Annotated in this window: 11 protein-coding genes and 1 pseudogene; 2 read left to right on the top strand and 10 right to left on the bottom strand. The window is 71.2% G+C overall.

Annotated elements, in window-relative coordinates:
- Positions 1-95 precede the first annotated feature (95 nt).
- From ACFQW8_RS08835 to ACFQW8_RS08795, 9 genes and pseudogenes are all read right to left on the bottom strand, one after another.
- A complete protein-coding gene (locus ACFQW8_RS08835; protein ID WP_380086637.1) occupies positions 96-854 on the bottom strand; it encodes a class F sortase in 759 nt (252 codons plus the stop codon).
- A gap of 15 nt (positions 855-869) precedes the next feature.
- Positions 870-1,664 (bottom strand): hypothetical protein, encoded by a 795-nt coding sequence (locus ACFQW8_RS08830; protein ID WP_380086636.1) that lies wholly within the window; start codon positions 1,662-1,664, stop codon positions 870-872.
- Between the two features lie 19 nt (positions 1,665-1,683).
- Positions 1,684-2,301 (bottom strand): dienelactone hydrolase family protein, encoded by a 618-nt coding sequence (locus ACFQW8_RS08825; RefSeq protein WP_380086635.1) that lies wholly within the window; start codon positions 2,299-2,301, stop codon positions 1,684-1,686.
- Between the two features lie 28 nt (positions 2,302-2,329).
- Positions 2,330-3,580: a HAMP domain-containing sensor histidine kinase gene (locus ACFQW8_RS08820; RefSeq protein ID WP_380086633.1), complete on the bottom strand. Its 1,251-nt coding sequence runs from the start codon at positions 3,578-3,580 to the stop codon at positions 2,330-2,332.
- A complete protein-coding gene (locus ACFQW8_RS08815) occupies positions 3,573-4,283 on the bottom strand; it encodes a response regulator transcription factor (RefSeq protein ID WP_380086632.1) in 711 nt (236 codons plus the stop codon). Before ACFQW8_RS08815 ends, ACFQW8_RS08820 begins: the two co-directional genes overlap by 8 nt.
- Before the next feature lie 28 nt (positions 4,284-4,311).
- Positions 4,312-4,677, bottom strand: coding sequence for a hypothetical protein (locus tag ACFQW8_RS08810; protein ID WP_380086631.1), 366 nt, complete (start codon positions 4,675-4,677; stop codon positions 4,312-4,314).
- A complete protein-coding gene (locus ACFQW8_RS08805) occupies positions 4,677-6,485 on the bottom strand; it encodes an Ig-like domain-containing protein (RefSeq protein WP_380086630.1) in 1,809 nt (602 codons plus the stop codon). The genes ACFQW8_RS08810 and ACFQW8_RS08805 overlap by 1 nt, the downstream gene beginning before the upstream one ends.
- Before the next feature lie 286 nt (positions 6,486-6,771).
- Positions 6,772-7,242 (bottom strand): annotated as a pseudogene (locus ACFQW8_RS08800) (signal peptidase I); the annotation flags it as partial.
- A gap of 125 nt (positions 7,243-7,367) precedes the next feature.
- Positions 7,368-7,922, bottom strand: coding sequence for a TasA family protein (locus tag ACFQW8_RS08795; RefSeq protein WP_380086629.1), 555 nt, complete (start codon positions 7,920-7,922; stop codon positions 7,368-7,370).
- A 321-nt stretch (positions 7,923-8,243) separates the two neighbouring features.
- Here ACFQW8_RS08795 and ACFQW8_RS08790 point away from each other — a divergent pair, with 321 nt between their 5' ends.
- The gene (locus tag ACFQW8_RS08790; protein WP_380086628.1) at positions 8,244-8,396 is read left to right on the top strand and encodes a hypothetical protein; all 153 of its coding nucleotides are present in this window, start codon (positions 8,244-8,246) and stop codon (positions 8,394-8,396) included.
- Positions 8,397-8,457: 61 nt separating this feature from the next.
- Positions 8,458-11,403, top strand: a complete 2,946-nt coding sequence (locus ACFQW8_RS08785) for a helix-turn-helix transcriptional regulator (RefSeq protein ID WP_380086627.1) — start codon at positions 8,458-8,460, stop codon at positions 11,401-11,403.
- Between the two features lie 62 nt (positions 11,404-11,465).
- Here ACFQW8_RS08785 and ACFQW8_RS08780 read toward each other — a convergent pair whose 3' ends face one another.
- Positions 11,466-13,283, bottom strand: coding sequence for an amino acid transporter (locus ACFQW8_RS08780; protein ID WP_449274538.1), 1,818 nt, complete (start codon positions 13,281-13,283; stop codon positions 11,466-11,468).
- Positions 13,284-13,476: the final 193 nt, after the last annotated feature.

Below are 13,476 nucleotides of genomic sequence, written 5' to 3'. Positions count from 1 at the left end.
TCCCCGGGGACCACCACATCTTGCCCTCACCGTAGGGCACACGTGGCCGCCACGGTGGAAACGCGGGCTGTCGGGTCCGCCGGGAGCTGTGACGTCTAGCTGACCAGGTCGGCGTAGACGACCACGTTGTCGACGTGGCTGCCGGTCTCGCCGTCGAGCACTCCGCCACAGGTGATGAGGCGCAGGGCGGCCCGGTCGACGGAGCCGTAGACCTGCTCGGAGGGGAACTTCGCCTTGGGGTACTGACCCACGCTCGTCACGGCGAACGTCGCGGTCGTGCCGTCCTCACGCTCGACCTCGATCTTCTCGCCCTTGCGCATCCCGCTGAGCTCGAAGAACACGGCCGGCTTGCTCTTGTGCGTCACGTGGGCCGCGATGATCGCCGGCCCGAGCTCGCCCGGGGTGGGGCTGCTCGTGAACCATCCGGCCTCGGTGCCGTTGTCGGGCACCTCCATCCGCTTGTCCGACTTGAGCTTCAGGTCGATGATCGGGGCGCTTGCGCCGATGCCGGGGAGGGTGACCTTCGTGGGGCGTGACCGCTCCATGAGCGTGCCCTTCGGGGTCTCGTATGCCGCTCCCGCCGGTGCCGTGCCGCCGTGCCCGGCGTGCGGCGACTGGGCCGATCCGGACGCCGATGCCGACGGTGAGGCCGTGCTCGAGGGCGCGGGCGTGGTCGGTGAGGGGTCGCCGCCGTGGCCGACGTGGCCAGCCTGGTCAGCGACCACCTCGGGCGGGGCGCCGGCCTGCTGCGACAGGGCATAGCCGGTCGCGCCGATGCCCAGCAGGCCGAAGGCCATGACGGCCGCAGCCGACGCCGTGAGGCGCCGACTGCGGCCAGTTCTGTCGTCAGTCATGGAAGACGCAGCCAATCAGACGCGGTCCGTGGCGAGCCGACGACGGTAGATCAGCATTCCGCCAGCAGCGGCGAAGGCCGCACCAGCGATGCCGAACGTGCCAGCGGCCTCGATGCCGTTGGTCGTGCCGTCACCGGTGTCGACGCCACCCTCGGGGGTCTCGCCGGCCGATGCGCCCACGACGGTGCCACAGGTCGCCGGGTTGGTGGCTTCCTCGGGGATGTCCTGGACGCCGAGGGACGCGGCGAAGGTGGACTCGCCGAGGGCCTCGAGGTCGTACTTGTCGTTGCCGTTGGCGTCCAGGCCGTGCTGGACGACGTGGAGGTTCTTGAGCTTGGCTCCCGCACCGGCGGGCAGCTCGATGGTGCGGCTGTAGGACAGGTTGCCGTCGGCGTCGGCCGTCGGCATGCGGTCGATGGCCAGGCCGCTCTTGGGGCTCGTGTCACCGGACGTGGTCAGCGAGAGGATGACGTCGCCGTACTGCGGCAGACCCTCTTCGGTGTTGACCTGACCGTCGCCGTCCTTGTCGGAGGACGAGTCGGGACAGGTGAACTTCTTGTCGCCCGAGAAGGACCCGTGGAAGTGCTGGGCGTGCGGGGAGTTGGGCGTGAAGCCCTCGCCCTTGATGGAGATCTTGAGGCTGTCGCCGTCCACGGTGAGCTGAGCGGTCGAGCTGGACCCGCTGTCGTTCCCCATGGTGTCGGTGAGCTTCATGTCGTAGTTCTCGGCCGCGCTGGCGCCCGTGGCACCAGCCAGGATCAGGAAGGCCGTGCCCGGGAGGGCCAGGGCTGTCTTCGAAATCAATCGCATCGTTGCGCTCCTTCGTCAGTCAGGGTCGAGGGCTCGACCCAGCTCTGTTGCGCTGGTGGTTCGGTGCGACGTGCGTCACGGATTGGTCCCGGCAGAAGTTGTCGATCCGCACGAGGGTCCGCGCGGTGGCATCGACGTCAGCATCGGGCCCGGCCAGATCGGTGAAGAGGTGGCCCCGGCCGGGGGTCACGTGGTCCTCGAACGTGGCCCCGCTGGCGGTCACCGCCTCACCGAGGGCACGCACCTCGGCCGGGTCGATCCACGGGTCCGTGGCGTGGCGGTGCACCTGGACGGGCACTCCCGTCCAGGCACCCGGTGGTGGGGCCGCCGAGTGCAGCAGGATCGCCGCGCCGGCGTCGGCCCGGCCGGACACGATGCGTTGCGCGAACCAGGCGCCGAGCGAGAACCCGGCATAGACGGTCCCGGCTGGCAGCTCGGCAGCCGCGGCGCGGACGGAGCCGAAGTACTCGGGGTGCGCGTCACGGTGGGCGATGCCCGCTGCCTCGTCGTCGAAGAGGTGACCCTCGTAGTAGTCGGGCGTGTCGACCTCGTGTCCGAGCTCCCGCAGCCGCTCAGCGAACTCCAGCACTGCAGGCCCGAGCCCGAGGGCCGAGTGCAACAACAGGATCCGGGCCATCAGCTGCCGCCGGGGCGATCGGGTGCCCTCAGGCCTGCGTCACGACAGGGGCGGGCAGCACCAGGACGAACGTGGTCGTGGGAGCGTCGGCGAGTGTCAGGTAGCCACCGAGCGAGATGGCGATCTGCGAGGCGATGGTCAGGCCGAGACCGTGGCCCGTGCTGTCCTGCGAGCTGGCCCCACGTTGGAACACCTCGTTGCCGACCGCGCGGTCGCCCTCGTCGACGACACCCAGGTGGAGGAACTTGCCGAGGTCCCTGGCGCCGGCCACGACCGTGCCCTCCCCGTGGGCGCAGGCGTTCTCGAGAAGCACGTCGAGGACCTGGACCACCGGCCCGGGCACGACGTGGGCGAGCACGGGCTCGGCGGGCTCGTGGACGAGCTCGCGACCCGCGGCGGCGAGCTTCGGTCTCCATCGGGCGACGGCCTCGGCCACGAGGCCCGAGAGGTCGAGGTCCACCGCGTCACCGAGGCGCCGGCCACGGGAGAGGTCGAGGATCTCGGTGACGGCGCTGCTGAGCCGGTCGAGCTCCGACATGGTCTCGGTGAGCTCCGCCGCCACCGTCGGCGGCGTCTCGGGCCACATCGAGAGATCCTCGAGGGTCAGTCGCAGGGCCGTGACCGGGCTGCGCAGCTGGTGGGACACGTTGGCCGCGAACTCGCGCTCGCGCTCGACAAGGAGGTCGAGCTGGGCCGACGCGCGGCGCAGGCTCACGCCGATGGCCTCCGCCTCCGGGATCGAGTAGTGGGGGAGCTCGAGGTCGAAGCGTGCCTCCCCCAGGTGGTCCGCAGCCTCGGCGAGCTCACCGAACGGCCGGGCCAGCCGCCGGGCCAGCACGAAGCCCACGCCGGCGGCCAGGACGACGAGCGCGAGGCCGATGAGGATCAGCGGCAGAAGCGCCTCCGAGACGCGCTGGTCGACGAGCGCCCCCGAGCGGGTCATCGTCAGGGAGCCCCCACCCTCGAGCCTGCGCGTCTGCACGATGTCGTTGGACGAGCCGCTGGACTGCTCACCGGCACGCACGACCGAGTCGTCGGGGGCGACGTACGCGATGCCCTCGCCCTCGTTGAGCAGGCCCCCGAGGAACTCCGAGGTCACCGGGGAGGCGTCCGCGGTGCGTTCGGCGATCACGACGGTCAGCAGGTCCGCGGACCTCTCGACCTTGCGGTTCTCCTGCGTCGTCACGAGGTCGGCCAGCAGGTACGCCCGGGGCACGCCGTAGAGCGCGACCATCGCGATGGTCATGCCGACCAGAGCCGCGACGAGCCGCTCACGCACCGCGGGCGTCCTCGAGACGGAAGCCCACTCCGCGCACCGTGGTGACCTGGGCCGGGGCCTGCGCGTCGTCCAGCTTCTGTCGGAGCCGACCGATGGTCGCGTCGAGGGTCTTGGTCGAGCCGTACCAGTTCTCGTCCCACACCTCGCTGATGAGACGCTCCCGGCTGACGACCGAGCCCCGACTCGCGTCCAGCAGGGCGAGGACGTCGAACTCCTTCGACGTGGCCGCCACCTCGGCGTCACCCACCCAGATACGCCGCGCGTTGACGTCGACGCGCAGGCCCGGGAGATCCGGCGCGGCGGGCACCTCGACAACCGGCTCAGTCGCGACCGCCCCGGACCCCCGTCGCACGAGGGCGCGCACCCGGGCCAGCAGCACCGACAGGCCGAACGGCTTGGACAGGTAGTCGTCGGCCCCCACGTCGAGGCCGACGACGAGGTCGAGCTCCCCGTCGCGAGCCGTGAGGATGATGATGCCGCCGGTGAACCCGTCCTCGCGCGCCCGGCGGCACACGTCGAGCCCGTCGACGTCCGGCAGACCGAGGTCGAGAAGCAGCAGGTCGATCTCCCCGGACGAGAGCCGGGGGAGAGCCGGGAGGCCCTCGGCGACCCGCTCGACCTCATAGCCCTCGCGATCGAGGGTCCGGACCAGCGGCGCGGCGATCTTGTCGTCGTCCTCGACGACCAGAACCCGTACCCCCATGGGGCCCGATTATACGGCTCCGCTGTCGTCAGTGCTCGGTACGTCGCTCATGCGCGTCGAGCACGAGCAGGAGCCCGACGGTCACCGAGAGCAGGAGAGTGACGACGTGGGTCGCGGACAGCTCCGTGGGGCCGTTGCCCGGCATGCCGAGCGTGAGGCTCAGGAGAGTCCCGATGCTCGTCGCGGCCACCGCCAGGACGACGACGAGGTGCGACTCGAAGCAGTTGTGAACCCACATCTTGACGCCACCGAGCATCGCGAGGAGCGCGACGACGCCCTCGAGGACCATGGCGCTGGTGGAGGCCGCGTTGGCAGCGCGCTCCACCAGCACCAGGGCGAGGACGATGGCGGCGACCGCGGCCCACCGCGACGACCGGGTCAGCCGGCGGGGCATCACAGATCCCTGTCGGAGGTGCCGGTCTCGGTGACCGGGGTGGTCGAGCAGGGCTGGCCCTGGAGGTCGGTGACCGTGGCCGAAGGCGTCCAGATCATCGCGCCGTTGGTGCTCGTCGTCCTGAGGGTGTTGTTGCCGGCGACGATGGCGCCGAGTCGCAGCGTCACCGTGGTACGGATGACACCCGTGCTCGTCGTGACCGTGCCGGCGGTCATGGTCGCGTTGAACGTCGCCGTCTTGCCGGTCTTGACGTAGTCACGCCGGAGGTTCACGGATCCGAGGTTGACGGGCGTGGTGCCCGACAGGACGTCGAGGGTGTCGTCGGTGGCCGTCCTGCCCAGCACCGCGCCGTCGCGGAGGCGGACGGTGACGGGCTTGGCCGCACCGGTCCAGCCGGCGCTCACCTTGGTGAGGTCCACCTGGGTGGTGTACGTGAAGGTGACCGTGTCACCGGCGTCGGCCCGACCGGCCGACACCCCGCCGTTGGAGCTCTGCACGTCCGCTCCGCGCAGGGGGGCGTTGTCGACGAGCTGCGCACTGGTGACCGCTGAGGTCAGTGTGTGGCCCTTGCCGTCCAGCAGGATGCCGCGGACGTCGTAGAGGCCGTCGGTGACGGTCGTGGTGTCCCAGCTGCAGGCGTAGGGGGAGGTGGTGTCGGTGCAGAGGTCGGTCCAGTTGGTCGTCCCGGTCGGGGCGACCTGGATCCGGACCGACGTGACGCCGGCGGTCGAGCTGGCCACCGCCGTGAGGGTGACCGTGCCGTTGAGCGTCGCGGGGACGTCGACCGTGATCGAGGAGATCGTGTTGTCGACGACCCGGTTGGCCACGGCGGTCGAGGTGCCCTGGTTGCCGGCGACGTCGGTGGCGACGGCGCGGAAGGAGTAGGACGCGTCCGCGAGGACCGCGGTGTCCACGCGGCAGGTCCACGGCTCGGTGGAGACGGTGCACAGGTGCTGCCAGGTCGAGGTGCCGCTGCGCAGGTGCTGGATGACGACCTGGGCGACGCCGGAGTCCACGTCGGTGGCGGTCGCGGTGAAGCTGCGCATGCCGCTCAGGGGCGTGCCCGGGTCGACCATGGTGACGCTCGGCGCCGTGTTGTCGACCGTGACGGCATCGACGAGGGCCGAGGTGGCCGTGAGGTTGCCCGACGTGAGGACCGAGCGGAGGTCGTAGTCGCCCGAGGCCAGGGCCGTGGTGTTCCAGCTGCAGGCGTAGGGGCTGGTGAGGCTGGTGCAGATCGACGTCCAGCGCGTCGTGCCGGTGGGGGCGTACTCGACCCTCACCGTGTTGGTGGCAGGCGCGTTGTAGACGGAGGTGGCCAACGCCACGGTCCCGCGGAGCACGTCACCGGGCGAGGCGAGGACGACGAGGATGTTGTTGGCGACCGTGGTGCGCACGACGTCCGAAGTCGACTCGTAGCCCGCGTTGTCGGTGGCGCGCGCGCGGAGCGAGTACTGCCCGTCGGCGAGGCCGCTGGTGCTCCAGGCGCACGAGTAGGGCGCGACCGTGTCGGTGCAGACCGTCGTCCACGTGGCCGCACCGGGACCGAACTGCTCGAGGGTGACGGACGCGATGCCGGTCTCGCCGTCCGTGGCCGTGACCGAGACGGTCGTGATGCCCTTGACCGCGGTGCCGGGACTCACGACCGAGACGGTGGGAGGCGTCCAGTCGACAGCGGCCTTGACGGTGGCGCTGGACTGGGTGGTTGCCAAGAAAGTGGCGGAGGAGAAGCCGGGGAACCCGACGGTGAGGATGCCGGCGAGGGCGGCGAGGAGGAGGAGCTGCACGGGACGGGGAAGTCGCATCATGGGGTCCTCCTTCTCTGGGGTGTTGCGGCGGGCGGGTGGCAGGAGCTCCGGCGTTGGCACCAACGCTAGTGAGAAGGGCTCCACTGCTCTTCCACAGAACTGCCCCGGGAGTTCCCCGGTTTGCTACAGGGGCGGCAGCTCCGGGGCAGGCTCGGTCGGCAGGGCTCAGACGGGCAGGGCCGGTCCCGAGGATCCGGAGGGCCGCGGGCACCTCGGGACGACGGGTCCGTGCGGGTCGCAGCGCTCCGACGAGGTCGCGCAGCGCGAGCAGGGCGATGACCGCGGCGGGACCGCCGACGACGGCGAGTCGCACCTGCGGGTCGGCCAGGGCCACGAAGGCGTAGCCGACCCAGGGAACGGAGTGCTCCACGACCGGCTGCGTGCCCTCGGCGAGGCTGAAGGTCCACGGGTCGGGGTCGGGGTTGGCGTCACCCTGGGTGCTGAAGACGGTCATGCCGTCCTTGCCGGGCGCGATCCTCGTGATGCGGTGCGTCACGAGCGTGTCGACACCGCTGGTCGGCGGCGGCAGGTAGGTGATGACGTCACCGACGGCGAGGTCCTCGACGGGGACGGGCTTCTCGAGGGCCACCGAGCCGCGCTCGATCGCGCCGGACATCGATCCACCCGTGATGACGTAGCGCTCGTAGCCGAAAAGGCCGGGCACGATGTAGGCGGCGCCGCCGAGGGTGACGGCGAGCAGGAGCACGGTGCCGAGCAGTCGCGCGGTCCGGCGGGCGGCTTGGGCGAAGCGGTGCATCTCGGGCTCCTTCGGTGCAGGGTGCGTCTGGGGGTGGTTCAGGTGGGTGGTGCGGCCGGGCCGGTGGCAGGGCGCCCCACGGGGCGCCCTGCCTCAACCCGGATGTCGATCGTTGTGCTCAGGAGTCAGGACTGGTCGGTGACCGTCGCGGCGCCCTGGACCGAGTCCCAGCGGTAGGTGGCGTTGGCGGACAGGCCCTGCTGGCTGTTCGGGGCGTCCGTGTCCAGCGTGACGGTGAACCGGTAGGTGTTGACCGCGCCGGCCGCGAAGTCACCGAGGGTGGTGGCCGTGCCGTCGACGAGGCCACCGAAGTTGCCGGAGTAGACCGAGGTGTTCGTCGTGACGTTGTGGATGGCCAGCTTGAGGTAGTTCTCACCCGCGACCTTCTCGCCGAACGCGTTGGCCGACAGGGTCTCGGTGAGGCTGAACTTGGCAGGAAGCGTGCCGGTGTTGGTGAGGGTGACGGAGCCGATGACGGTGTCGCCCGGCTTGATGTTCGAGAGGTTGAAGATCGCTGCGTTGCTCTTGGAGTTCGTGTGCGTCAGCGACCCGGCGGTGACCGCGCTGATCGTGTTGCCGGTGGTGGAGGTGAAGGTCGCACCGGAGCCGACGGCGATGGCGCCGGCGACGGTCAGGGTGGCGAGCGGGACGAGGATCTTCTTGGTGCGGCTGACGCTCATGTCGTTCTCCTGGATCGAGTCCATCGGGGTGTTCCCGATGTGTGGGGTTGATGGGGAAAACGCTACGAAGGCGTGTTCCACAGAACTTCCACGCGACGGCTGCCGGATCTCCCCGGTTCGGAACTGTCTCGACACGGAACTCCCCACCCCCCGGCATACGTGCGCCTGAGGTAGGTCCGGGCGCACGCCTGAGGTAGCCGGCCACCACGAAATACGGCACCTGACCGATGTGGCCGCCTACCTCACCCGACGACTGTTGACCTGTCGGCACGAGTCGACACACCACAGGTCAGGAACCACAGGTCAGGAAAGGACCACGCCATGTATGCATCGGTGTTCAGCCCCGAGTTCGTCAAGGCCGAGATGCGGGCCCGCTACGGAGTCCCCAGCGACGTGCACGAGCGTCCCGGCTCCTCGCTCCACGTGATCCGCCGGGTCCGCGCTCGCGTCCAGGCCGCACGCAACGTCCGCTGAGCGGGTGGCCACCGGAGTGAAGCTCGCCCCGGAGGATCTCGAGTCGTCGATACTTCGACCCATGACTCCTCCCGCCCGCGAGCTCGTCGGACGCGACGCCGACCTCGCCCGGGTCGCCGAGATCCTGCATCTCGACGACCCGGGTGGGGTCGGCGTCGTCGTGTCCGGCGACGCCGGCATCGGGAAGTCCAGCCTGCTCGCAAGGGTGTCCGCCGACGCCGAGTCCGCCGGGTGGTCGGTCGCCTGGGGGCACTGCGTCGGCCAGTCCGGCAGCGGTGTCGCCTACCTTCCGTTCACCGAGCTGCTCCTGCGCATCGAGCTCCTCGCACCCGAGGCCGTCGAGCAGGTCGTCTCCACCCGACCCGCCCTCGCCGTGCTGCTGCCCGGCCGGCGCGAGGCCGCGAGCCCGACCCACTCGGCGGGCCAGGTCGCCGAGGCCGTGCACGCGCTGCTGACGGCTGCCGGCCGGATCGCCCCTCTCCTCGTCATCATCGAGGACGCACACTGGGCCGACCCCTCGTCGCGCGACCTCATGACGCTCCTGCTGACCCGGGGCTTCGCCTCGCCCGTCGCCCTCGTCGTCACCTACCGCTCGGACGACCTGCACCGTCGTCACCCGCTCCACGAGACCCTGGCCATCTGGGCACGCATCGCCGGGGTCGAGCGCCACGACCTCCAACCCCTGGCGGACAGCGCCATTCGCGACATCGTCACCGACGTCCAAGGCGGCACCCCTGCCCAGCCGGGCGCGAGCGCCATCTCGGACAGGACCGTCGGCGAGATCGCCCGCCGCGCAGAGGGCAACCCCTTCTTCGCCGAGGAGCTCGCCGCCAGCGCGGTTTCGGGCCGACCCATGACCGGTGGCCTGGGGCGCGTGCTCGGCGCACGCGTCGAGCAGCTCGACCCCGCCGCCCAGCAGGTGGTCCGGACGATGGCCATCGCCGGTCGCACGGTCGGCCACGAGCTCCTCCAGCGCGTGACCGGGCTGTCCGAGTCCGAGCTCGAGGCCGCCCTGGCCAACGCGATCGAGCACCACGTCGTCGAGGCCCGCTGGCCCCCCGCCTATGCCTTCCGCCACGCGCTGCTCGGCGAGACGATCACCGACGACCTCCTGCCGGGCGAGCGGCTCCGCCTCCACCGTGCGTATGCCGGTGCGCTGGCTGACGATCCGACGCTCGGCCCGGCGTCCGAGCTGGCTCGACACGCGGCGGCCTCGGGCGACCTCGCCACGGCAGTGGCCGCCGCCCGCGGCGCCGCTCGCGCCGACCTCGCCGTCGGTGGGCCGGTCAACGCGCTGCAGCACCTGGAGCAGGCGCTCGGATGGCTCCGCGAGGACGCCGAGGAGCGGGACGAGGTGAGCCTCGAGGCGTCTGACGCCGCACTGACGGCCGGTGACGTCGTGCGCTCGGTGCAGCTGCTCCGGGACCGCATCGAGCACCCCGGGCCGGGCCAGACGGCAGTGATGCGGGCGCGCCTGCTCGCGACGTGCGCCAACCGGGGTCGCCTCATCGACCTGGCCTTCGCCGAGACCGCTCCGCAGATGACGCAGGAGGCCATGACGATCGTCCCGGCCGGCGACAGCCCCGACCGGCTCTTCGTCCTCATCGCCCACATGCAGCAGCTCGTCGACACCCGCCACTACACCGAGGCCGCCGACCTCGGCGAGGAGGCCACCGCCCTGGCGGAGCGCCTCGACCTGCCGAACGCCCTCACCGAGATCCGTGCCGTCATGTCGCGCGTCATCGAGGTCCATGACGACCTCGACGCGCTCGAGCGCCACATCGACGGACTGCTCGCCGACCTCGGTGCCCGGCCCGACCCCCTCCGAGTGCGGATCCACCACCAGGCCGCCACGATGCACCACCGCCGGGGGCGCCTGGGCCAGGCCCTGGAGTCCTACGACCGCGGGGCCGCCCTGGCGAGCCAGCTGCACATGGACTGGGCCCCGTTCGGTCTGGAGTCACGGCTCGTCGGTGGGCTCACGGCATACGAGATCGGCGACTGGGACGGCGCACGGCGACGGCTCCACGTCACCGACCCCTATCTCCAGCAGCCGGGACGGTCGTACTTCGAGGCCGCGCTGATGAACGTCCGCGCCGGACGGGGCGAGCCCATCGGGGAGGACGAGATCACGGCAGTGCGCGAGTGGTGGCACGTCGACGGTTTCGGCATCGTGCAGCTCGTGATGCCCGCGGTGGAGCACTACGGGCACAGCGGAGACCTCGCCCGTGCCCTCGACATCGCCGAGGACGCGGTCGGCCAGCTCGAGCGGACGTGGGGACGGTTCCACGCGATCGTCCGGCTGGCCGCTCTCGTCGCGGGGCAGGCGGCGACCCGGGCACCAGCTCTCGACGCCACGCTCCTGCGTCGCGCCCGCGCCGATCTCGAGACCATGGTGGACAAGGTGGACGCGATCGTCGCGGGGCCTGCGCGCGGGCTCTTCGAGCCGACGACCGAGGCCATCGAGGAGACCAACACCGAGACCTGGGCGTGGGACGCCCGGCTGCGCGCCGAGCTGCTCCGCCTCCAGTGGCGTTCAGGGCACGGAGCGCCGCCCACGGCCGAGGCGATGGTCGCGGCCTGGCAGGAGTCGGTCGCCGCCTTCGACCGCTACGGCCACGCCTACGAGACGGCGCGGTCGCGGGCCCGGCTGGCGGCGGCACTCAAGGCCGCGGGCGATGGTGCCGGATCCCGGCGGGAGGCGGACCTGGCACGTGAGGTGGCGACCCGGCTGGGGGCTGCCCCGCTGCTGGCCGAGCTCGACGACCTCGCCGCGGCGACCGCGGCCAACGGGACGACGGGCGCCGGTCCCGACGCCCTGACCCCGCGCGAGCAGGAGGTGCTCGAGCTTGTCGCCCGCGGGCTGAGCAACGGTCAGGTCGGGCAGCAGCTGTTCATCTCGACCAAGACGGCGAGCGTCCACGTCTCGCGGATCCTCGCCAAGCTCGGCGCCGCCTCCCGCACCGAGGCCGCCGCGATCGCGCGGGACCGCGGCCTCGTCCCCTGAACCCTGGCGTCGTGTGCCTGACGCACACGTCTACGTCTGTGTCGGGCACACAAGGCGGGGTCTCAGCCGCCGACGTGGACCTTGGGGCGGCGGGCCTCGTCGGGCTCGGCCCGGCGCAGGATCTCGTGGGTGAGCGGCGGCACGTCGCCCTCGCCGGCGAGGAGGAAGCGCAGCACGTTGGCCCCCGGCGCGCGGTCGCTCCACTCGAAGTAGCCGTGCGGCGGGATGCCGGTGCGGTCGCGGATGTCGAGGAACACGGCGGCGAGGACGTTGGGCACGGACGTGCCGGTAGCGCGCAGGATCTCGTGCTGACCGACCGTGACCGACCGCACCGAGACCGGTGAGTCGAAGTCGCTCGCGTCGGTGATCTCGACCTCGATGAAGAGGGCCTTCTGCCATCCCTTGAGGTGGTTGTCGACGCGGACCTCGAGGCTCTTGTCGTCGTACTCGGAGTCGTCGCCCTTCTGCAGCTTGTTGGCGATGAGGCGGACCGGGTTCCGTCCGTCGCAGGTCCGCTCGAGCAGTGCCGTCGCGCCCTCGTCGTAGACCACGTCACGCACCCGGAGCTCGGTGCTGCGCGAGATGCGCGACGCCACGGACACGACGAGGATCATCGCGATGAAGAGGAGGGCGATGAGCAGGCCCTCGGGTCGCTCGACGATCGTCACGACGAAGGTGTAGACGAAGATCGCGCTCACGACAGCGAAGAACGCCGCCGCCCGCCGGTGGCCGCGCCTCAGCTCGGTGAGGAAGACCGCGATGGCCGCGGAGGTCATCAGGGCCAGGACCCCGGTGGCGTAGGCCCCCGCCTGCTCGTCGACGTCGGCCCGGAAGGCGATGGTCACAACGGCGGCGATGCCCGAGAGGACGAGGACGAGGGGTCGGGTCGAGCTGGCCCAGTCCGGCGCCATGCCGTACTTCGGCAGGTAGCGCGGGACGATGTTGAGCAGCCCCGCGAGCGCGCTCGCGCCGGCGAACCACAGGATGCCGATCGTCGCGAGGTCGTAGGCCGTCCCGAAGGTGTCGCCGAACAGCTCGTGGGCGAGGTAGGCCAGGGCGCGACCGTTGGCCTCCCCTCCCGGCTGGAACTCCTGCTCGGGGATGAGCAGCGTGGTCACCAGCGAGGAGCCGACGAGCAGGACGCTCATGATGAGCGCCGCGGCGGTGAGGAGCTTCTTGGCGTTGCGGATCCGACCGAGCGGCGCGTCGTGCGTGTCGGTCGGGTCGCCCTTGACCAGCGGCATGACGACGACGCCGGTCTCGAACCCGGACAGGCCCAGCGCCAGCGCCGGGAAGACGAGGAGGGAGGCGCCGATGATGCCCAGCGGCATCGAGTGGGTGGCCGTCATGTGGTCGGTCCAGTCGCCGAGCACGGTCGGGTGCGCGACCACCTCGACGATCCCGCGGACGAGGACGACCGAGCTCAGCCCCAGGTAGGTCACCACGAGGACGACGGCCACGCCGATCGCCTCGCTGAAGCCCTTGAGGAAGACGGCCGCGAGCGCGGCGATGAGTGCGAGGGTGATCACCACCTCCTGACCGTGGAGGGCCTCCTTGACGAAGGGGTTCTCGGTGATGTGGGCCGCCGCGTCCGCCGCCGAGAGGGTGATGGTGACGACGAAGCCGGTCGCGACGAAGCCGAGCAGCGACAGGACGAGCAGCTTGCTCGGCCAGTAGGACAACAGCCGCTGCAGCATCGACAGGCTGCCGTCGCCGTGAGGGCTCTCGGCGGCCACCCGCCGATACATCGGCAGGGCTGCGAAGAGGGTCACGAGCACGAGGACGAGGGTCGCCACCGGAGCGAGGGCCCCGGCCGCGAGCGCTGCGATCCCGGGCTGGTAGCCCAGGGTCGAGAAGTAGTCGACGCCGGTGAGGCACATGACCCGCCACCACGGCTGGACGTGCTGCTTGCGTTCGGCCTCGCGCTCACCCTCGTAGTAGCCGCCCGGGTCGGCGTCCTCGACGTCGAGGAGCCACTTCCTGACCGGCCCCGCAGGGGTGTGTGTCGTCACGACGAGTCACGCTAGGGCCGTTCCGGCAGCGCCCCCACCGTCTTGACGCATCCTTGACGGC

Origin of the sequence: Knoellia altitudinis (genome assembly GCF_042666355.1) — a bacterium.
Lineage (GTDB): Bacteria > Actinomycetota > Actinomycetes > Actinomycetales > Dermatophilaceae > Knoellia > Knoellia altitudinis.
The sequence above is the reverse complement of the archived record's forward strand: the minus strand, read 5'-3'. Positions and strand labels throughout refer to the sequence as shown.

Excerpts from the sequence above, each read along its gene's own strand:
- ACFQW8_RS08835 (WP_380086637.1), bottom strand. The coding sequence starts at position 854 with ATGACTGACGACAGAACTGGCCGCAGTCGGCGCCTCACGGCGTCGGCT.
- ACFQW8_RS08830 (WP_380086636.1), bottom strand. The coding sequence starts at position 1,664 with ATGCGATTGATTTCGAAGACAGCCCTGGCCCTCCCGGGCACGGCCTTC.
- ACFQW8_RS08825 (WP_380086635.1), bottom strand. The coding sequence starts at position 2,301 with ATGGCCCGGATCCTGTTGTTGCACTCGGCCCTCGGGCTCGGGCCTGCA.
- ACFQW8_RS08815 (WP_380086632.1), bottom strand. The coding sequence starts at position 4,283 with ATGGGGGTACGGGTTCTGGTCGTCGAGGACGACGACAAGATCGCCGCG.
- ACFQW8_RS08810 (WP_380086631.1), bottom strand. The coding sequence starts at position 4,677 with ATGCCCCGCCGGCTGACCCGGTCGTCGCGGTGGGCCGCGGTCGCCGCC.
- ACFQW8_RS08805 (WP_380086630.1), bottom strand. The coding sequence starts at position 6,485 with ATGATGCGACTTCCCCGTCCCGTGCAGCTCCTCCTCCTCGCCGCCCTC.
- ACFQW8_RS08795 (WP_380086629.1), bottom strand. The coding sequence starts at position 7,922 with ATGAGCGTCAGCCGCACCAAGAAGATCCTCGTCCCGCTCGCCACCCTG.
- ACFQW8_RS08790 (WP_380086628.1), top strand. The coding sequence starts at position 8,244 with ATGTATGCATCGGTGTTCAGCCCCGAGTTCGTCAAGGCCGAGATGCGG.
- ACFQW8_RS08785 (WP_380086627.1), top strand. The coding sequence starts at position 8,458 with ATGACTCCTCCCGCCCGCGAGCTCGTCGGACGCGACGCCGACCTCGCC.
- ACFQW8_RS08780 (WP_449274538.1), bottom strand. The coding sequence starts at position 13,283 with ATGTGCCTCACCGGCGTCGACTACTTCTCGACCCTGGGCTACCAGCCC.